We start from the raw sequence: 20,259 nt of genomic DNA, 5'->3' as shown, positions 1-20,259 counted from the left end.
GATCAGTCGACTGCTTCTCGCATCCGGGGGTCAAGCGCGTCCCGCATCCCGTCGCCAAGCAGATTGAACCCGAGGACGGTCAGTGCGAGGAACAGTCCGGGGAAGAACGACCACCACCAGACGCCGGTGAGCAGCCCTTGACTCACACCGTTTGAGAGCATTAGCCCCCATGAAGGTGTGCCGGCAGAGGCACCGAACCCGAGGAATGAGAGCGCGGCTAAGTCGATTATTGCCAGCCCGAAATTCAGTGTTGATTGAACAGTAATCGGCGCGAGGCAATTCGGTAACACGTGCCGGACGAGTACCCGGGGATCTGCGGCACCTAGGGCAACAGTCGCGTCGACATATTCATTTTCCAACACCGTGAGTGCGGCTCCACGGACGACACGGGCAAACCGCGGCGTGTACACTAGTGTGAGTGCCGCAACTGCCCGCCAGAGTCCGAGTTCGTCCGGGAAAATAGAGACGAGTGCGAGCGCTAAGAGCAGCGAGGGGAACGCTAACAGCACGTCCATTGTCCGCATGATCACGTTGTCGGTGATGTCACCGTAGTAGGCGGCGATAATCCCAAGGCCAACTCCCAGCACCGTTGATGCCCCGACGGTCACCGTACCAAACAGCATCGCGTACCACGCGCCGTATCCAACACGCGGAAGTAGGGCTCGCGCCTGCCCGTCGGTCCCAAATGGGTACTCCAAACTCGGAGCGGCGCGGTTCGGATTCGTACCGAGTTGTGATCGAGAGATGACTTCCAAGTCAAGCGTTAATCGCGCATAGATCGCGACCACGAGCATCGCAACAATGATACCGAGTCCAGCCAGCGCGAGCCGATTCGACAACAGTTGTGAGAGGAACGGCGAGGCGCGAACCCGGTCGATGAACCCACGACTCTTCGTCTCTGTCTCTCCGTCGGTGAGTGTTTCGGTGCTCATTGTTGGATCCTCGGATCGAGGTACGAGTAGGTTACGTCGACGATGAGATTCACCAGCGTAAACAGGAGCGCGAACGTCAGGACGGTTCCTTGGACAATCGGATAATCGCCGACCCTGATCGCCTCAACAAGGAGGGTTCCGATCCCACCGATCGCGAACACAGTCTCGGTCAGCACTGCGCCACCGAGGAGGCCCCCGAACTGGATGCCGATAATCGTGACAACCGGAATCAGGGCGTTACGAAATCCATGTTTCAACACGGTGATCTTCGCACCTTGGCCCTTTGCGCGGGCCGTACGCATGTAATCTTGCCTGACGACTTCTAGCATCGATGAGCGCATCATTCGTGAAATAAGCGCCATCGAGTACACGCCGATCACAAGCGCCGGTAAGAGCATGTGTCTGACCGCTGAACGGAACATCTCCCAATTACCGGCCAGAAGAGTGTCTATTGTTACCATTCCTGTAACGCGGATATCGACAACACTGTACACTGATGAGATCCGCCCGCTGGTTGGGAGGATACCGAGTACCTGCGCAAACAACAGGATCAGCAATGGGCCGCTCCAGAAGATCGGCACGCTGATGCCGGTAAGCGCGCCGACCCGCGTGGCGTGATCGGTAATCGTGTCCTGTTTCACCGCGCTCAACACGCCAAGCGGGATCCCAAACAGGATGCCGAATAATTGACCGTACAGCGCCAGCTCAAGTGTCACCGGGAGGGTGTCGGTGAGTACTTCCCGCACGCTGGTGTTCCGGTTAATGACATATGACTCCCCGAAGTCGAACTGCGCGACGTTCCCGAGGAAATCAATATATTGGACCCAGATCGGATCGTTGAGCCCTAAGTCAGCGCGAATGCGCTCAACAAACTCTTGGCTTGCGCGCTCCCCGGCGATTGTGAGTGCTGGATCGCCCGGCGAAAGATGAAGGATAGAGAAAACTAGCGTCGCCACTCCAATTAACACCGGAACGAGCAACAGCAGCCGCTTCAGTACAAATCGTTTTGGAAACATCAACGGATAGGTGAGGTGGAGTGTTTGACTACTCCAGCGAGACCAGGTTCAGGTACGGGCCGCTGATCGCGGCAATCTGGAATCCACTGACTCTGTCGGCCACTCCTCGTAACTCTTCAGCGTAGTCTAGGTACACCCACGGTGCCTCGTCGTGAGCGATTTCCATCGCCTCGTTGTACAACTCTACGCGGTCACTCTCGGTGGTTGTCTGCTGAGATTCCTCGACGAGTGACATGTACTCGCTGTTCGCCCACGCCGAGCGGTTACTTGTGTTGTACCCCTCAGCGTCAAAGCTGACCCAGTCTTGGCCATCGGTGAGTTCGCTGTCCTCGACCTGCGGATGGAGGAGAACGTACGCGAAGTTATCTGGGTCCGCGTTGTCAGTGTACCATCCGAGGAAGCAGGCGTCGTGGCGACCCTGTGCGGTGTACTCGAGGAATGGAGCAAACGACTGCTGATTGATCTCTACCTCGATGCCGACTTCACTGAGGTTGGAGGCGACAGTCTCGGCCGTCTGGATCGGCGAGGGGTTGTATCCGCGGGGGTTCTGGAACGTCGCCAGCTCGAAAGAGAATCCGTCACCATAGCCAGCTTCCTCAAGCAAGGTCTGTGCTTGCTCTGGGTCGTATGCGTATGGATCGAGGTCGTCATTGTGACCCATCACGTTTGGCGGCAGGGGCTGGCTGGCCTCCGTCGCGAAGCCGGAGTAGATTTGGTTGACGATTGCTTCGGTGTTGATCGCGTGGCTAACCGCCTGCCGGACGCGGCGGTCTTGGAACTCCTCAACCTCCGCGATGTTGAACGCCATGTAGCCGATGTTGATACCCTCGGTGCGTACCAGTTCGACGCCGTCAGTGCCTTCTACCTGCTGGGAGGATTGTGCGCCGAGTCCGTCGATGATGTCGAGTTCACCACTCGCGAGCGACTGCGCACGGGTGGAGTTCTCACCGACCGTGACAAATACGACTTCATCGACTTCCGGGCCGTCGCCCCAGTAATCGTCGTATGCGGTGAGTCGAACCTGTTCGTTAGAGTCGTCGAGGGTGTCGAGTTCAAACGCACCCGTCCCGACTGCGTTCTCTGACAGATCGGTTCCGTACTCCTCAATGGCGGCCTCAGAGTGTACCGCGGCTGCGAACATCGCTAGGTTACGCAGGAACGGCGCGTACGTTTGTGTGAGCTGAATTGTCAGCTCGTAGTCGCCGTCAACCTGAATCTCATCAATCCAGCTGCCAAGCGTGAACGGACCGTACGCCGAGACATAGTCGTCTCCGGCGTAGTTCTCGTACTCAGAATCGACGAAGCGGCGATACGTCGCCACGAAGTCCTGTGCGGTGAACTCTTCGCCGTTGTGGAACGTAACTCCCTCCTTCAGTGTGAGCGACGCCGTCTCGCCTTCGAGCGTGTAATCCGAGGCGAGCCCGTCGGTGAGCGTTGACTCGCCCGGCTCGAAATTAACGAGCGTGTCGTAGATCTGTTCGGTGACTTTTGCGACCTCGCCGCTTGTGCTGTTCTGGAAGTCCAGCGTCGCGGAATGGCTTCCGCGGCCATACCGGAGGAGGCTGGAGTCTCCGCCATCGGAGCCGTCCGCTCCGTCTGAACCATCGGAACCGTTTGAGTCGTTACCGGAACAGCCAGCGAGCCCAACCGTCACTGCGGCGCCGCCAGCAGCTCCAAGGAACTTTCGCCGTGAAACGTCCGTGTCGCCGGATGACATAGATACTATCTGAGCATTTACCAGTATAAACCTACCGAACGAATCGGATAGATTGTTCTGATCCACCTAATTGTTTGCTTTCGAAGTCTGTCTCTCCATCTTATTTTCTCCCACCCTGCTGGTCTGTGCTTGTGTAGCTGTCGCGGCATAGCACCCGATCAGTTGCGTAACACGACAGCTCCAACGAGAGAGCCGTTCAGTCGATCAGGTGACACGCTGCCGGGTGGTCACCGTCTGAAAGCGTTGGATCCTTGCGCTCGCAGACGCTTGCGAACGTTTCCGCTAAGATCTCTGCTGCTTCTTCCCACTGCCCGCCGATCACCAACTTGAGAGAGCGATCGACGACCTCTCCAGCTCGTCCCTCTGGGGGTCGATCGAACTGGGCATTACGGACCGCCTCAACTGCATCGAGCGGGACCGAGTCGCCGGTAGCTTGAGCGGTAGGCGCGGAACCGCCGTCGGTTGCCGCCTGTTCAGGTGTGGTGTCGGCCGTCTCGAGAATTGTCTCGACATCGATCGCCTCTCGCTCGACGCGTTGACGGTAGTCCATTACTGCCCGGTACATCTCCTGTTCGATATCAAGATCATCTGGTGGGATCACTGAGGGACACCGGGTCCGGAAATGACATCCCGAAGGTGGGTCGATCGGCGACGGTACGTCGCCTTCGAGTATAACTCGATCATCTGTATCTGCCGTCGGATCCGGCTCAGGGATCGCAGAGAGCAGTGCCCTTGTGTACGGATGCTGTGGATCCGCGAACAGCTCGTTGGTGGCGGCCACCTCGACGATTTCTCCGAGGTACATAACGGCGACCCGATCGCTGATGTGCCGTACCACCGAGAGGTCGTGTGCGATGAACAGGTACGTTAGATCGAACCGATCCTGAAGGTCTTCCATCAGGTTGAGGATCTGCGCTTGGACGCTCACGTCGAGTGCGGAAACAGGCTCATCGGCGACGATGAACTCTGGGTCAACTGCGAGCGCCCGTGCGATGCCAACACGCTGGCGCTGCCCCCCAGATAGTTCGTGGGGATACCGATCGTATTGTCCCACCTCAAGCCCAACTGCCTCTAGTAGCTGTCGGACCCGCCGCTGCCGGCGAAGCCGGTCGCTGTCGCCGGCAGAAACTTTCACTGAGATCCGTTTGATGTCGCCGGCGTCAGTGCGCTCGACAGTCCCCTCGACGCCGAGGTGTTCACGGACATCGACATCAACCGTGTCGCCCGTGACCGTTACGTCGATGTGAGCAGTTGCCACACCGTCACCAGAGCCAACGACAGCGTCGATACCATTGTCAACTGTCACGTCGACCCGGTCGCGAGCGATCCCAGAGACTGTCACTGCGGCCTCAGTCGTGACCTTCGGGTCGCTCTCAGGTAGGTCGTGAATCGATAGTGGTTCACGGATTGTTTGGCCGACGGTTTGTCTCGGATCAAGCGATGAGAGCGGATCTTGGAAGATCATCTGGAGATCTTTCCGGGTCTTTCGTAGTTCCGACCCGTCGAGATCCGTGAGATCAGTCCCAGCGAATACTACTCGTCCGTCGGTGGGTTCGGTAAGGTGTAACAGCGCTCGACCGGCAGTTGACTTCCCGCAGCCGGATTCGCCAACGAGCCCCAGCGTCTCCCCGCGGTTTATTGTAAAGTCGATCCCGTCAACTGCCTTCACGCTCCGATCGTCAGCACCAAGAACCCGGTCAAGCACGCTGTCGGCCTGCTCATAGTACTTCCTGAGTCCGTCGATTTCAACGAGCGGCTCGCCGATCGAACGAGAACGTCCAGGAGAGACCGCGCCGTCGCCGTAGTCATCTGTGTCGAACGACTCCATGACACACTTTGAGCGGTGGTCGATGTCTTCTCCCCCATGTTGGAGGTACGGGATCTCGCCGTCCGTACACTCCTCGGTTGCCCACGGACACCGCGGCGCGAAGTGGCATCCGGTCGGCATATCAATGAGATCAGGGACGTTTCCCTCGATCGGTGTGAGTCGTTCTTTCTCTTCGGTGGGGAGCGACTCCAAGAGAGTGTACGTGTACGGATGCGACGGATTCCCGAATATCTCCTCAACTGGCCCTTCCTCGACAATCTCGCCCGCATACATGACTGCGACGCGATCACAGGTTTCGGCAACGACTCCTAGGTCATGGGTGATCATCAACACAGACATCCCCAACTCGGCTTGGAGGTCATCAATCAAATCGAGGATCTGTGCTTGGATGGTGACGTCAAGCGCGGTCGTCGGCTCGTCCGCCACGAGCAATCCCGGCTGACAGGCCAATGCGATCGCGATGAGCACTCGCTGGCGCATCCCGCCGGAGAACTCGTGCGGGTACTCGTCAACCCGCGCGCCGGGTTCTGGGATACCCACTTCCTCGAGTACCTCGATAGTCTCTTCACGAATTTCTTCGTCTATGTCACGGCTGATCTTCGGAATGATCTCCCGCACCGCATTGAGCCAGGAGTCTTTGCGACGCCCCCCGTACTGGTGGAGACGGAGGCTCTCGGCGACCTGCTCACCGACAGTTACCGATGGATTTAGTGATGTCATCGGGTCTTGGAAGATCATACTCACTTCCCGGCCACGGACGAACCGGAGTGCCTCTTCAGGGGCGGCGGTGAGGTCGATTGTGTCACCAGAAATAAACCCGGTAGCGTCGTACCGGCTACGGAGTTCGTCAGCGAGTCGCGCGTCGGTCAACTCGACGCTCCCGCTGACGATCTCACCAGGATCATCAACAAGGCCCATTGTTGATAGCGCAGTGACGCTTTTTCCGGAGCCTGATTCGCCGACAAGACCGACTGTTTCGCCCTCGCGAACTTCGAGATCGATTCCGTCGACTGCCTTTACCTGTCCCCGTTCTGTCGAGAACTGGGTGTGGAGATCAGAAAGTGAAAGCAGCGGAGGCATATGGCGATTATCCGACTGTCAATGGATATAGTTTTGGCTTCCGTTCTATATCAGGGTCACTGTCTTTTTTTGTCATTATACAGAATCGAGGAGAAAACCTGCGGCTTCAGCCGCAGGATGAATCCGACAACTGGCGATCAAACAGCGGTTCGGTAGCAGGTTTTGGGTTTCCAACCCATCCGTTCAAGTGAGAAAAACCACTACACAACGGTAAGGTCAGGTCGGAACGGGGCGGATTCCGAACGGCCTTTGGAGGCGGCCTTGCCGCTTAATCCAATGAGACAGTATCCGAAACGCCGACGCGGTGAACGCGAATCCTCGAAGGGTTCGTCTCGTGCCCGTCAGTTGAGCAAGCCCGAAGATATCTCCGAATCCCCTGACGTGTCAGCGACTCCCTGCTGGCAAAAACAACAGATGGGAGCCAACGGCATCGAGGATAGGAGTAACGGCGGTTTGGCACCGTCCTCAGAAATCGAAGATTTCTGATGTGCGAACGAGAACTCCGTTCTCGTCAACGCCAGACAGCCACCGACCACGACGACTGGGTTAAACAAGTTCCCGTAAACTGGCGGCGTCCGTGGTTGCGAGCCTGGAAATCCCACCGCTCGGGATTCCTCCGCGTTCACGCGGAGGAGGATGTCAATACCGAGGCTATATCCGGATCGATGGAGCACAGGATCACATGAAGTCGACACGAAAGGGACTCCGTGATGATGACCTATACAAGGACACCTATCAGCGCCTTACTTGTACAGACTGTGAGAAAGTATTAAACACGACGACTGATTCGAACACTGTGTTTGATCTTCGCACCTGTCCAGAGTGCGGCACACAATACAAAGATCTGCCGTGACTGGCCGTTGCGGGTCTTGTGGTGTGGCCGGATATCACCAATACATCGATAGATAGGAGGGAAGTTTTACCGGCCGTCGACTGCCTACGCCGTGTATGGACTTTGAAGAGCATCCACTCGCCGACGACGACGATACTTGGAACACGGTTATTGAGGAGTGTCGTGCGACCGCTGAAGAGTACCGAGACCGTGGCTGGACAGTGTTTGCCCCGGTCCCCGGTGACGTCGTCCCGGTCCCCGCACCCGGTGACTCCGCAGATGCGAAGGTCGGGCTTGACGTGCTATTGTCTGGTGCGGAATTTGAACGGTTAGTGGAGTTAGTTGAGATGGATGAGTTTGATGAGTTCGAAGCGTTCCGTGCCCATGAGAACGGAATTGTCTATTTGACGCTGGTGTTTCGGGCAACGACAACTCAAACCGTGTTTTGTCTTCCCCTGTACTACCGAGTTACCGAAGCGGATCGCATGCTTGATCGCGTCCGGGCTGGTGACGCGATGACGACCTACTGTCACGCTCTCTCTGGAGACGAGCGGATTGAGTTCGACCATGACGATCCGACCCCACTGTTTCCGCCTCAGGACACTGGAGACGCGTAACGTCGCGGTCGCTATCTCCTAACTGGAGCCGCTTCTTGTTGAGCAGGCAGACGACGACCGCAGCCAATAAACCCTGTCCTCTTGTCGACATCAGACAGGTACGGAGTCGTGCTTGCGGCCGGCCGTGGGACTCGCATGCGGCCGCTGACGGATCGCCGCCCGAAACCGCTGCTTCCAGTGGGGGACCGCTCACTACTTGAACGCGCCTTTGACACTGCGGTTGGGGTTGTCGGCGAATTCGTTGTCGTCACTGGCTATCTTTCTTTGAGGAGAGAATCCCGGCGTTTACGCCGGGAGTGAATCCGACAACTCTTACCCAATCCACCGCCGATGGCAGACCGGATATTCCACGCTAATCCACACCATTAAGTAGAATTATCTACGCCTGTGGAGACTGCACTCCCTACGGACACCACTCAGGTGTCTGCAAAGCGCGTCATCGAAACAGGAAGCCCCACCTTCAACGAAGCGGCGTCAGCCGCTGAGTAGGGTGGGGTAGTTCACGTCGCCCGATTTGCCCTTTGTTGGTGACTCAGCCGCAGTGCTTGAGAATTCCCTCGAGTGACCTACTTATTCGATTCCCACTCTGGACGTGGTGTCGGAGACGGGAGTTCGTCAACCGCGGTTCGAAGCTCGTCCTCTGTCGTCCACGGGACGCATCGATCGTGGAGTTCGAATTTGCGGAACTTGTTGAGATGGACCCAACTGTACGTTGCTGGCTCTGTTTGCTCATTTGTCCGCTCGTCGATCAGATCCCAAACATCAGTACATCACAAAGCCGGTTAGTTGAGACGTCTGCTTGCAGAAGGTGTGTCTAAAACCCAGCAAGCAGACGATGAAATCCACGAAGANTCAGTACATCACAAAGCCGGTTAGTTGAGACGTCTGCTTGCAGAAGGTGTGTCTAAAACCCAGCAAGCAGACGATGAAATCCACGAAGACCAACTCCTTAACTTCCTCGTCAACGCTCTTGACGAGGAAGTTGCTCTCACACTCGCTGAAAACGCCGAGATCGATGCTGAAGACATCTACGAGGTCCTCGTCGGCGCGTGCGCCGACGGGACCTCGGTCTCAACGCTCTGTGAGAAAAGTGAAGACGCCCCCCACGAAAATTCGGTTCTCTACCATCTCCACACCAAATTCGACCTTGAGACGCTTGAGCAAGTCGGAAACGCGCTCCTTCAGAAGGACGTTCTCGACGTCCTTCCCCAGCAGGTGGAGGTCGTTTCAGACCTCCACCTGCGGCCCTACTACGGCGACGAAGATGGGACAGACGGCCTGTACCACTCACAAGCGAAGCGTGGAACGACTGCGTTCCACGCCTANGCCACACTCTACGCGCGTGTGAAGAACAAACGCTACACGCTGGCGGTGCGCCGTCTCGAAGACGGCGACACCGCCAGCAGTGTCCTCGCAGAGTTTCTCGGTATCCTCGACGGCCTTGACCTCGAGGTCAAGGCCGTCTTTCTTGACCGCGAATTCTACGACAGCAAGTGTTTGACGCTGCTTCAGGCACACAACCACGCCTACGTCATGCCGATCGTCCGCTGGGGACAGACGATCAAGCAAGAACTCTCGGAAGGCTGGAGTCGCGTGATTCAACACGACATGACGGCGAAACTCGACGGTCACAGCTGGACCGTCGAGTTTCCCGTCTACATCGACTGTACGTACCAAAACGGACGGTACGACGAACATGGAGNGGCGAAACTCGACGGTCACAGCTGGACCGTCGAGTTTCCCGTCTACATCGACTGTACGTACCAAAACGGACGGTACGACGAACATGGAGTGGCGCGTCACGGCTACGCCGCTGACGCGCCGTTCATCGATTCACCACGAGACGCTCGATACCACTACGCGAAACGCTTTGGTATCGAGGCCAGCTACCGACTCTCCGAGCAAAGTATTGCGACGACCTCGACACAAAATCCGGTCGTACGGCTGCTGTACGTCGTGGTGAGCTTGTTGTTACAGAACGTCTGGCGGTATTTACACTGGGAATACGTGGCGACGCCCCGCCGTGGGGGGCGTCGCCTCTGGAAGTGGTCGTTCAAGGAGTTCATCAACATGATTCAACGGGCAGCGTGGACGGCCCTCGCGACGCGTCGGGCCGTCCCCGCAAACCGACCACCAGACGACCGGTTTACCCGCTAATCTCCGACCGGGCTAGCCTCCGCCAGAAGTGGCAACGCTGTCGCGTCGGCGGCAGCCGCCGCCGACAGCGACAGCTCTCCGTCGGTTCGTCGACGATCTTCTCGTCAAGACCACCCAGCACAACCGCTCCGCCACAGAACTCAGGCTTCAGAAACAGCTAGCTGAGGATGCTTTGTGAGGTACTGAAAATTCGTCAATGCCCGAAGGGCGACAAGAACAGCAAGGGCTACCACAGCAGAGGCGACCAGCTTCTGATTCTCGTGGGAAACCATGTCGCAAATCCAGAGAATTGAGCAAAGTACCTACCGAAAAGTGGTTCCCCTGTACTGACCACAACCGGGGCAGAATCTATCACTTTCTAAGGATTTCAACAGAGCCACATCGGTATATAAAATCATGAGCGTAGAAGCTTCCGGTAGATTCGTTTTAAGTACTGTTTCGGAATAAGACGGATCGGTATTCTAATACAGAGATTCACAAATGCGATTCCCCATCCATAGAACCCTGATTGAACGATAGCATATTGTAACTGGACTTCACGACGGGCAATTTCGCGCCCTTGCCGTCGTGTTATCAGATCTGTCGCTCGAACTTTCGCTAGTGTTTCTGGTATATTAGCGAGCTTCTTACCATTCGCTAATAGGCGACACCAAAGTTCGTAATCTTCTCCATATTCTATCTCTCGATAATTTCCCACATCAAGTACGGTATCGCGCCGAAACATTACTGTTGGATGATTAATCGGACACCGATAATATGACATTTTCTTTATATCATCTAATTCTGTCGGTACTTCGCGAACAGATGTAATGTCAGCAGACTCCGTTTCAAATTCTCCAATATATCCTCCAACAACGTCGGTTGATGGATTCACGTCAAAATATTCTAACTGTCTACTCAGCCGATTTGGACACGCTATATCATCAGCATCGATAATAGCAATAAACTTTGAGGTTGCTCTTTCTACGCCAACTCTCCGGGCATGCCCTCGCCCCTGCTCGTCGATAGTAATGTCGTTTACCGAAAAGGGGGCATTCATTTCGAACTCAGCAATCACTTTGACCAGTTCAGATGGAAGATTATATCCCCTTACAATAATCACCTCATCGGGTTGCCGTTTTTGTTCTAATAAACTAGTAAAACAGTCCCGTAATTCGGCATGATCATCTCCAGAATATGTTGTCATTACGACCGAAACGGTTGTATCCATATCTCTTTGTTGAGTACATTACGTATTTAATTCTGGTAGTCTCACGCGAGTGGCATCCTCCGGTGAGAGTTCTTCGGAACCCCCACGCCTGTTTCTGATTTGTCCAACCAGCGCATAAATACATCCCCTGATCTCCATTACCGGTTACGAGGGTATCATCGACAATGTAACTGCTTAGGGGACCAAATTACGTTATGGCGGGTACGATGGTTCGGAAAACACTCGATAGACGGAACGACTTGGACACAAACATCAGTCGGGGTGGTGCCAGCACTGTCTCATCTGAACCTCTGTCGGAATTCGACTCGTTTTTTATGTGGTCGCCATTCTATCAAGACAGAATTCGGCTCGGGTACAGTGCCACCAACTGGCCGGCATAGGGTTGGACTACAATAGCCGTGATGAGAGAACACGATGTCCAAAGATCGAGAGAAAATTACGTCTGAGCTGGAGTCAATTTCGTCCGGTAGCTACTGGTTTTTGTTCGGTTGGGCGTTTAAGTACATAGTCGGCTTGTTGACCCAGATCTTGTTGACTAACTCTCTCTCGACTGCCTCGTATGGCGTTTACGCGTTTATCAGGAAGCTAATTGCGCTGTCCGTCGGACTATTTTCGGGTGGTTCTAATACGGCTCTTAATAGGTTCTTGTCGAAGTATATCGACGAACCATCCAAACAGGACAGTATACTGGGCCTATCACTCGTGTTCTCTGTTGTTGGAAGTGCCCTCATCGGCAGCAGTTTATACATATTGGCACCGGTGCTGTCTGCCCTGACGTTCACCGGCGAACTGACGGTCGGGTATGTTCGAGTAGTCGCTGTCACTATTCCTCTCCTCTCCGTAGTTAAGACCTTAAGTGGTGCATTTCGGGCAATGGAACGGATTCGGATGAAAATCCTCATCGAAAAGATCATTCGTCCTGGAGTCCTATTTGTCGTTGTCGGCGGTATAGCTCTGTTTGACCCGTCACTCGGCCGTGTTGTACAAGGCCTTTTCGTCGCAAGCGTTGCGACTCTCGCGCTGAGTGTGGTTTTATTTGTGGTATACACAGACCGCGTTCCTTCGTTAAGTGATTCGAGGTCAATAGTCAGCGACCACTTCCAATATTCTTTCTTGATGTCACTTTCGCACTCATCCGCGCTGTTATTTAGAAGAATTGATATTTTTATGCTCAGCTATTTGTCTGTCTCGACAGCAGTGGGGGTATATAATGTATCACTCCTTCTGTCTGGGACGTTGCTACTGCCTCTGGCTGGGTTTAGTCAGTTATTCCCGCCAATTGCCTCCAGATTATACGAAAAGGCAGACATAGACCAGCTTGAAAAACTCTACAGTATCGTGACGAGGTGGTCAATTATATTAACTTCTGCAGGATTTGTAGGCCTTATGATCTATCGTACAGATTTACTCTCTATCTTTGGATCTGACTACACCGCAGGGGGCAAAATTTTATTCGTTTTGGCTGTTGGCCAGTTGGTAAACTCGGCCGCCGGCCCAGCGGATCATCTCTTGGCGATGACGGATCATCGGTACGTCCTGTTAGCTAATCAGATGAGTATGGGTATCTCCAATATTATTCTCAACTATTTGCTATTTATAAAATATGGTCCAATCGGTGCCGCAGTGGCAACCGCGCTGGTCTTTGCCGCCTTGAACATCGCTCGTGTCGTCGAAATTTATGTGCTGGAGGGGATATTTCCGTACGACAGTTCATACCTAAAGTTCTTTCCTGCCCTCTGTTTGGGGGGTTTCAGCATGTTCTCGGTTCAATCCCTCCTAGCGACTCCGTTGTCATATGTGGGAATCCCACTGGGGTTACTCGTGTATCTAGTCTCATTATACATGTTCGGGTTGGAACAAGTAGACAGAGATCTAATAGACCATTTTTTCCCTAATTGAAGAACGCTCTTCTGTAGGAGATTGTTGATACTGGTGAGCTATCGCTGTGGAGTCGAAGAGGACAAGGACACCGCGTCAGCGGTGTCCGACACGAATGATTCCGCTCGATGTGTTTGGGTCGGAATCGGTCGCAGCGGACCTGCTCCAACAGGTTCGCTGGCGTGACGGTGTTTCCTGTCCTCGCTGCCGTTCTGACCGAACGGTCAGAAACGGCAGCTACGGGCACTTTCAGCGGTATCTCTGTAAGGATTGCGGCCGCACGTTNCTGCCGTTCTGACCGAACGGTCAGAAACGGCAGCTACGGGCACTTTCAGCGGTATCTCTGTAAGGATTGCGGCCGCACGTTCAACGATAAAACCGGCACAATCTTCGCTCATTCGAAGATCGCGCTCCGCAAGTGGCTGTTTTCGATCTACGCGTTTTTGCGGTTTAACACGAGTCTCAGGCAGTTACAGTGTGAAATCGAAGTCACCTACAAAACGATCCACAGCCGTGTCGAGCGCTTCAGCGAAGCGCTCGACGCGCCGTCACTCGAGCTCCGTGGTCCGGTCGAAATTGACGAGTTCTACGTCTCTGCCGGCTTGAAAGGCCGCGAGCGCGACCGCTGGTCGCGCTCTCGCGGTCTCTCTCGACGCGGGCGCGGGACATATGAACAAGACAAACCGCCCGTGTTCGTACTCGTAGATCGCGGCACCGATCAGCGGTACGTTGTGCCAGCAAAATCCGCAGACGAATCGACAATTCGGCTCCTGCTGGCTAACCGCCAGCAGGAGCCTCTCACCGTCTATACTGACGGATTTTGCGCGTATGATCCGCTTGAAGAAGACGACCAATTCGACCGCGAATACGTCGTTCACGGAGACGGTGAGTACGCCGACGAGACGGTCCACGTGAACACCTGCGAGAGCCACGCGCCGCTGGCGCGACGGTGGCTCTCGCCGCATCGAGGTATCTCAAAAGATCGTCTCACACAGTACCTCCGAGCGTTCCAACTCAGACGAGAACTCTACCGCAAACCCGGACGAGAAGCGCTCAAACACGCTGTCAAAGCGACTCTCTGAAATCAACAATGTGCTACACAAGAGCGATTGAAGAATATTCAGTACAAGGTTCCATTGTATGTCTCTGCGGGGCTCGTCGGCAGACACTGAACGATTCGGGTCTTTAGCAGCCCTCATCAAGTAGATAAATCAGCGGTGAAACCTCGGATCCACCCGCTTCGGCCACAAGTCGGCTAGTCACGCTACGCTCGTCGGTCACGCTGCGCTTCTCGGTATAGATCTGTGGTCATCTTGGCAATCCGCCCCCAAGAATATGTATTATTAGCAAGTTCCGCGACGGAATCACCCATCTCTTCTCGTCGATTCTCGTCTCCAAGAAGCTCAGCCAAGGCACTGCTGAGTGCGTCGGCGTTATCCGGTGGTACTAGCCGACCGTGTACACCGTCGGTGAGCACGTCTATGAAGCCACCTACCTCCGTGGCGATCACCGGTTTTCCAAACGGGAGAGCCGTCATCAGCGCGCCGCTTTGGTCGATATGTCGATATGGAAAGACGACAACATCGCTCTCTTGGAAGTACGCGCCGACACGTTCGTGCTCAATAAATCCGAGTTCCCAGGTAATTGAATCAGTTACGCCATGCTTGCGGGCTCTTTGCTTAAGTTCGTCAGTGGATCCATGTGGACGCCCAGCAATGACGAGACGTAACTTCTGTCTGACCTCCGGTGGGAGACGAGCGACGGCATCAATTAGTACGTCGACACCTTTGTAGGGTTTCACATTCCCGAAGAACAACACAGTAGTCACGTCGGAAGTGTTTGTTGGCAGGCGGTCCGTACTGGGGTGCCGGATCACACCATGTGGGATGACAGATATATCTGCTTGGGAGACACCGGTGTTGACGAGTTCGACTTTTGTCTTCTCTGTGTGGACGATGACTTGGTCGACAACTCGGGGACCCTTGTCGGCCATGAACCGCTGGATACGGGACGTGGCGGCCCCCTGAAACGGAGTACTGTCGTGGACCGTGAAGACTGTCGGAGCGATGTGCCCCACTAGACGTACAAGTGGGATGTCAACGACTGGGAGAGGGAGCCACTGGAAATGTATAATATCTGGATCCCACTGATTGAGACGTTGTATCAACTGAAACATACCGATAATGTGTTCCGTACCTTTGCCGATCACCCGAATCCTTTCCGGGAGAACGTCCACCACACGTTCCTCTGTGAGCGGGTAGAACGCCAGAACACGTTCGTAATTCTCAGATGTCCAGTTTGTCTCGCCAGAGGTGAACAACTTAACCTCCCAACCAGTGTCCGCGAGCCCTTCGCACAGGTGATGATTATACGGTGGTGTAAAATTCGACGGATCGATTACCGCAACTCTGTCACTCGTCATCGGTCTATTGTCCCTCGTTCCACGTTCTACCTGTGTCGTCAAATTTGGAGCGGTTCACTGTTACGAGAAATAGCCCGGCCAGTAAGAACGAGCACCACCTTGCCGGACGGATGTGACCTGTCTGGAACAAAATCATGGCTCCCGCGAGTACGCTGCCGGCCAGAGCAACTCCGAGATCTGCGACCCGGGTTCGCGAAGAGTGTTCCCGAGGGGTGACGACAAGCTTACAGAACAAGTATGTGATAAACAAAATAAATAGCCCGGCGCCGACAGCACCAGTATCGACCAGTAGTTGGAGGTACGAATTGCTGCTGGAGGTACCTTGTACTGCGGATGTATTCGTAATAGAATTTAATCCTTGTCCGAAGAGCATATGTACCGGATCTAGAGAGGCCCAGTACTGTAGGGCCTGATAGTTATTGGTAAGACGAACGGTGGCGGATGCGAACGAAAGAACTGCCTCGTTCCCTGTTTGGAGCCAGACGATAATTTCCCAAGACAACTCAACGAGTTCCAAAGCTACGAGTCGCAGAATTGGAACGCTGGCCACAACGAGTGCGCCGGCGGTGGTAGCACTTAGCACGTGACGAAACCGGAAAGGACCACGATAGACGGACACCGGTACGACATACATCAATAAAGCCCCTAGGAGGGTAATGTAAGCGGTTATAGAGGCCGACTGTACAACACCACCGACCAGTATCGCGGTCGCTCCCACCAGTGACCACCGCGAACGAAATAGTGTCTTTCGGCTATCCTGGGCCACGAGTACGAGACAGAGTACCGTTGGTGGAAGCAGGTGTGCGCCGTACCATGATGGCTCCGCGAACACGCTAGCGACTCTCAACACATCAGGAAACAACGTGTCGTAGCCGGCACGCTGTATAGTGCCTGATTTGGGAATATTGAATTTAAGATACGCAAGCGGTAGCGAGAAGATTCGTGCGACGCCCTGGTAGAACCCGAACAACGCCATAGAGATGGCGGAGAGAACCCACAGACGGACGAGCGCCACTACGCTATTTTCCGAGACTCTGACATTCACTACGGCCACATAAGTACCGACCAACAACACTAATTGTAAGAATACGGTCGTGAAGTCGAGTATATGTCTGCCAGTCAAGGATATCCAGACGCCAACTCCGATGATTTCGGCTATCCATCCGAGTAGCAACAGGCTAGGGATGTCGATTTGAACTCGGTGACGGAACAGCACGCTCATACTGACGTAGACGGTGAGGAGCCCAATCGCAAGCAGGTCCGGTCGACCTACTGGGAAAGACCCAAATCTAAACAACGCCCAGCCATAGAACGGCACAGCTAGGACAACCGCGCTGAGGAGTAGCGTTTCTACGACGTACTCCTGACTGTCTGTCGTTCCCTCTTCAACCGTACTCATTTACAGTTTATTTGTCGCCAGTGTGCGAGTATATCTTTGGCGATATCTGTGAACTTGATTTACGCCGTCGGTGAACACCTGAGCTAGCCCCAGTTCGCGCGTTTGACCTCGGTCAGGATCGCATCGACGCCCCCCCTATATCTCCGCGAGGCCCGATGCGGACGACGCTGGTCGTCGGTACTAGCGTCAGCTCCTCACAAAACCGGCCACTGCTTGTTGCTGTTTGCTCTCAAACGCGCTATTCGAAGATGCTATACAATCAGTAATATGCTACGGGTGAGCGATTGTAAATACTTAGGTGTGACGCGATGGGCAGAAATAATATGACGGAACATTTCGTTCTCATTACCGACACATTTCTTGGGAACCCAGACAACTACGAGGGTGTTGAACCTGACGAGCTAATTGGCGGTGCGGAAATCAACCTCTACCAGACAGCTCAGTTGCTCATGGATATGGGACACGACGTGACAGTCATTCAGCAGGATACGGGCAACGAAATTGAGCAGTATGATGGTATCGATATTGAATACTTATCTGTGCCGGACTTGCCAGGGCGGGCCAAGCAAGTTGCGTTCAACCTCACTTGGCAGCGAAACGTGCCAGACGACGCTATCATCCACGCCCATTCGATGGATTACACGATTCCATTGTTCGGGCGTGTTGATTCGGTAAATCAGCAGGGACTGACCTGGGATGTTCCGGAAGGTAGTGGTCTCACCACACGAATTAAGCGTCATTACGTGAAGAGAGCCCTCAAATCCGGAGCGTTTGTGCGTGCCTCCGACAACTCATTTCTGACCTACACGCAGTCGGAACACACTTCGGCGCGTAATCAGGTATTTCCCGTCCCGAACGGAGTTGACACTGATCGCTTTGCCCCGGCCGATTACCCGCCGGAGTCGCTGGGTATCGATCCTAGGTCCTCACTTATTCTCTTTCCTCGGACTCTGAGGATTGCTCGGGGTGCACATCTATTTGTGGACGCCCTTGCGACACTCAGAGACAATGGTTATGATATCCTTGGCCTCTTCCTAGGCGCCGAGGATATTGAAGACGCTGAGGTTGTACGCGATCGAATTGACCAGTACAACCTCTACGACTCGGTGAAGTTTCTCGGCCACATTCCTCACGATCAAATGCACAAATATTATAATGCAGCCGATATAGTGACAATTCCTACTTACCATTCGGAGGGGTCGTCGATCGCCTGTATCGAGGCGATGGCTTGCGGAAAGCCGTTCGTTGTCACGGATGTTGGTGGGTTGAAAGAACTTGTCTACCAGAGTGAGACCGATGGAGGTATTAAAGTCAAGCCAACTGCGCCAGCACTATCAGACGCGCTGGAGACACTCGTCGCGAATCCAGAAACCCGACAGATACTGGGCAAAAGAGCCCGTAAACGGGCACTCAAGTACTACACTAACGAGCGCTGGGAAGAGCAGATGCGGACTTATTTCAACACGGTAGTCGAGAAACGCGGATGATACTCATCTCTAATGATAATCTATCTGTGATGCTGCCGATACAGCAAAACAAATTCAGAGGAGACATTCTAAACCCTCTCGTCTGATGTCGAAAGAACAGTGTCGACAATCTTTTTCGACGCCGTTCCATCGCCGAAGGGGTTGTTCCAGTCACCGTCGGCGTTGACCATTGTAATCGTTCTGTCCAGAACTGTGTCAGGGTCGGTCCCGGCGATGACGTTTGCTCCCACCTCGACGGTCTCGGGGCGTTCGGTGTTCTCGCGGAGCGTCACGCACGGTACACCCATTATACAGGCCTCTTCCTGAATTCCGCCGCTGTCGGTCATCGCTAGTGCTGTTTCTCCGAGAAGTTTAATGAAATCGAGGTAGCTTAGCGGGTCAACGAGGCAGAGGTTATCAATAGTGTCGATGCGCTCTTGGAGATTGAATTTAGCTAGGCGATCTTCTGTTCGCGGATGGATAGGATAGACAACTGGCATATTAAGCTGCTCAGATGTTCGTTCTATAATCTCGATGAGGTCTGTGAGGGTGGACTTGTCATCGACATTCTCCTCCCGGTGGGCGGTAAAGACTACGTAATCACCGGGGGTAACGCCTAGGTCATCGCAAACCGAACTCTCACTCCGAGCCACATCAAGATTGCGCTGAAGCGCGTCAACTACGGTGTTTCCGGTGACCAAGACCTTGCCCTTAACATTATCCTCGGTGGCGTTCTCTACTGCACGTTCAGTCGGTGCGAAGAGATAGTCGGAGATGTGGTCGATCATGACTCGGTTGTGCTCCTCAGGCATCCGCCAGTCGTCACTCCGAAGGCCAGCCTCAACGTGCCCGAGCGTCAAGCGGAGCTTTCGAGCGGCGAGGGCGCCAGCAAGGTTGAAATTGGCGTCGCCACAGACGAGGACATTCTCCGGTTGCTCCTCAAGAAGCGCGCGCTCGATTCCAGTAAGCATCGCCGCGGTCTGTTCGCCATGATGCGTCTTCTTTTTAACATTTTCGAGGTGGTAGTCTGGTTCGTCGAGGCGCAGGTCCTCGAATATCTGGCCGTCAAGGCTGTGCGAGTAATGCTGACCCGCGTGGATGATGAATGAATCGACATCTCTGTTATCGAGTTCATCAATAATCGGCGACATCTTGATGATTCCTGGACGTGTGCCTACGATCACACACGTCTTGTCTGGCACAGTATCTTCGAGAAACTTCGCGTCTGTCATATCGGCCTTAATTGCCCCCGGGATTTTATACTTCCCTATCGAGTTTATATTCCACTGGTTCAACAGAGCCACAATACACATGTACAGTTCCTCAACCTCGACCGAACCTTCCAATTGTGGCCGATTCCTACTTCCGATCTTGGGTGGGGCCAGCACACCGGACTAATTACGAGGCGGAACTGATTGAGGCACTAGAGAATTACATCGAATCTGAAGACACCGTAACGATCGTTGGAGAATGATGTGGAGTGAAGACAGTAACGGCCGCCAGAGAGGTTGTTCCCGGCGGGTCGGTCACCGTCTAAAGGGTTCTAATCAATTTACAGACCGGGTGCCAACGGTAATTGACCGCAACGATGATGCCGATTCGGTTAGTGTGGATAACCTCAGTACATCACAAAGCCGGTTAGTTGAGACGTCTGCTTGCAGAAGGTGTGTCTAAAACCCAGCAAGCAGACGATGAAATCCACGAA

13 protein-coding genes and 4 pseudogenes are annotated in these 20,259 nt (G+C 54.3%); 8 read left to right on the top strand and 9 right to left on the bottom strand.

What is annotated here, in order from left to right:
• Window positions 1-2: 2 nt before the first annotated feature.
• The 4 genes from C466_RS07380 to C466_RS07365 form a co-directional block, all read right to left on the bottom strand.
• Window positions 3-932, bottom strand: coding sequence for an ABC transporter permease (locus C466_RS07380; RefSeq protein ID WP_004598842.1), 930 nt, complete (start codon window positions 930-932; stop codon window positions 3-5).
• Window positions 929-1,948: an ABC transporter permease gene (locus C466_RS07375; protein WP_004598843.1), complete on the bottom strand. Its 1,020-nt coding sequence runs from the start codon at window positions 1,946-1,948 to the stop codon at window positions 929-931. The genes C466_RS07380 and C466_RS07375 overlap by 4 nt, the downstream gene beginning before the upstream one ends.
• 28 nt (window positions 1,949-1,976) lie before the next feature.
• Window positions 1,977-3,665 (bottom strand): ABC transporter substrate-binding protein, encoded by a 1,689-nt coding sequence (locus C466_RS07370; RefSeq protein ID WP_049908413.1) that lies wholly within the window; start codon window positions 3,663-3,665, stop codon window positions 1,977-1,979.
• 196 nt (window positions 3,666-3,861) lie between these two features.
• On the bottom strand, window positions 3,862-6,573 hold the full coding sequence (locus C466_RS07365) for an ABC transporter ATP-binding protein (RefSeq protein WP_049908414.1): 2,712 nt from the start codon (window positions 6,571-6,573) through the stop codon (window positions 3,862-3,864).
• Window positions 6,574-7,255: 682 nt separating this feature from the next.
• On the opposite strand from C466_RS07365, the gene C466_RS17500 reads away from it, so the two are divergent.
• From C466_RS17500 to C466_RS17575, 4 genes and pseudogenes are all read left to right on the top strand, one after another.
• Window positions 7,256-7,426, top strand: coding sequence for an HVO_0758 family zinc finger protein (locus C466_RS17500; RefSeq protein ID WP_004598846.1), 171 nt, complete (start codon window positions 7,256-7,258; stop codon window positions 7,424-7,426).
• Window positions 7,427-7,521: 95 nt separating this feature from the next.
• Window positions 7,522-8,022, top strand: coding sequence for a DUF7529 family protein (locus C466_RS07360; protein WP_004598847.1), 501 nt, complete (start codon window positions 7,522-7,524; stop codon window positions 8,020-8,022).
• Window positions 8,023-8,157: 135 nt separating this feature from the next.
• Window positions 8,158-8,280 (top strand): annotated as a pseudogene (locus C466_RS16040) (bifunctional sugar-1-phosphate nucleotidylyltransferase/acetyltransferase); the annotation flags it as partial.
• Between the two features lie 120 nt (window positions 8,281-8,400).
• Window positions 8,401-8,511 (top strand): annotated as a pseudogene (locus C466_RS17575) (RNA-guided endonuclease InsQ/TnpB family protein); the annotation flags it as partial.
• 77 nt (window positions 8,512-8,588) lie between these two features.
• Here the strand turns inward: C466_RS17575 and C466_RS17570 are convergent.
• Window positions 8,589-8,786, bottom strand: a pseudogene (locus C466_RS17570) (hypothetical protein); the annotation flags it as partial.
• Window positions 8,787-8,922: 136 nt separating this feature from the next.
• Here C466_RS17570 and C466_RS07355 point away from each other — a divergent pair.
• Window positions 8,923-10,179, top strand: coding sequence for an ISH3 family transposase (locus C466_RS07355; RefSeq protein ID WP_004599679.1), 1,257 nt, complete (start codon window positions 8,923-8,925; stop codon window positions 10,177-10,179).
• A gap of 394 nt (window positions 10,180-10,573) precedes the next feature.
• On the opposite strand, the gene C466_RS16025 is transcribed toward C466_RS07355, so the two are convergent.
• On the bottom strand, window positions 10,574-11,389 hold the full coding sequence (locus C466_RS16025; protein ID WP_239641204.1) for a glycosyltransferase: 816 nt from the start codon (window positions 11,387-11,389) through the stop codon (window positions 10,574-10,576).
• Window positions 11,390-11,803: 414 nt separating this feature from the next.
• Between C466_RS16025 and C466_RS16020 the strand changes: the two genes are divergently transcribed.
• Both C466_RS16020 and C466_RS16015 read left to right on the top strand, forming a co-directional pair.
• A complete protein-coding gene (locus C466_RS16020) occupies window positions 11,804-13,288 on the top strand; it encodes an oligosaccharide flippase family protein (RefSeq protein WP_080505989.1) in 1,485 nt (494 codons plus the stop codon).
• Window positions 13,289-13,382: 94 nt separating this feature from the next.
• Window positions 13,383-14,349 (top strand): annotated as a pseudogene (locus C466_RS16015) (IS1595 family transposase).
• A gap of 182 nt (window positions 14,350-14,531) precedes the next feature.
• On the opposite strand, the gene C466_RS16010 reads toward C466_RS16015, so the two are convergent.
• Both C466_RS16010 and C466_RS16540 read right to left on the bottom strand, forming a co-directional pair.
• A complete protein-coding gene (locus C466_RS16010) occupies window positions 14,532-15,689 on the bottom strand; it encodes a glycosyltransferase family 4 protein (protein ID WP_004598852.1) in 1,158 nt (385 codons plus the stop codon).
• A gap of 4 nt (window positions 15,690-15,693) precedes the next feature.
• Window positions 15,694-17,088 carry a hypothetical protein gene (locus C466_RS16540; protein ID WP_152418591.1) on the bottom strand — a complete coding sequence of 465 codons (1,395 nt, stop codon included), beginning with the start codon at window positions 17,086-17,088 and terminating at the stop codon, window positions 15,694-15,696.
• A gap of 323 nt (window positions 17,089-17,411) precedes the next feature.
• Between C466_RS16540 and C466_RS07335 the strand changes: the two genes are divergently transcribed.
• Entirely contained in the window at window positions 17,412-18,575 is a 1,164-nt protein-coding gene (locus C466_RS07335) for a glycosyltransferase family 4 protein (protein ID WP_049911501.1), read from the top strand.
• Window positions 18,576-18,643: 68 nt separating this feature from the next.
• On the opposite strand, the gene wecB is transcribed toward C466_RS07335, so the two are convergent.
• Window positions 18,644-19,867: a non-hydrolyzing UDP-N-acetylglucosamine 2-epimerase gene (gene wecB / locus C466_RS07330; RefSeq protein WP_004598853.1), complete on the bottom strand. Its 1,224-nt coding sequence runs from the start codon at window positions 19,865-19,867 to the stop codon at window positions 18,644-18,646.
• Between the last annotated feature and the right edge of the window lie 392 nt (window positions 19,868-20,259).

This window comes from Halorubrum distributum JCM 10118, from assembly GCF_000337335.1.
GTDB lineage: Archaea > Halobacteriota > Halobacteria > Halobacteriales > Haloferacaceae > Halorubrum > Halorubrum distributum.
Note: the sequence above shows the minus strand (reverse complement) of the source record. Positions and strands in the feature narration are given on the sequence as shown.

Coding starts and splice junctions, on each gene's coding strand:
- C466_RS07360 (WP_004598847.1), top strand. CDS start 7,522: ATGGACTTTGAAGAGCATCCACTCGCCGACGACGACGATACTTGGAAC.
- C466_RS16025 (WP_239641204.1), bottom strand. CDS start 11,389: ATGGATACAACCGTTTCGGTCGTAATGACAACATATTCTGGAGATGAT.
- C466_RS16020 (WP_080505989.1), top strand. CDS start 11,804: ATGTCCAAAGATCGAGAGAAAATTACGTCTGAGCTGGAGTCAATTTCG.
- C466_RS07335 (WP_049911501.1), top strand. CDS start 17,412: ATGACGGAACATTTCGTTCTCATTACCGACACATTTCTTGGGAACCCA.
- wecB (WP_004598853.1), bottom strand. CDS start 19,867: ATGTGTATTGTGGCTCTGTTGAACCAGTGGAATATAAACTCGATAGGG.
- C466_RS16010 (WP_004598852.1), bottom strand. CDS start 15,689: ATGACGAGTGACAGAGTTGCGGTAATCGATCCGTCGAATTTTACACCA.
- C466_RS07370 (WP_049908413.1), bottom strand. CDS start 3,665: ATGTCATCCGGCGACACGGACGTTTCACGGCGAAAGTTCCTTGGAGCT.
- C466_RS07380 (WP_004598842.1), bottom strand. CDS start 932: ATGAGCACCGAAACACTCACCGACGGAGAGACAGAGACGAAGAGTCGT.
- C466_RS16540 (WP_152418591.1), bottom strand. CDS start 17,088: ATGAGTACGGTTGAAGAGGGAACGACAGACAGTCAGGAGTACGTCGTA.
- C466_RS17500 (WP_004598846.1), top strand. CDS start 7,256: ATGAAGTCGACACGAAAGGGACTCCGTGATGATGACCTATACAAGGAC.
- C466_RS07365 (WP_049908414.1), bottom strand. CDS start 6,573: ATGCCTCCGCTGCTTTCACTTTCTGATCTCCACACCCAGTTCTCGACA.
- C466_RS07375 (WP_004598843.1), bottom strand. CDS start 1,948: ATGTTTCCAAAACGATTTGTACTGAAGCGGCTGCTGTTGCTCGTTCCG.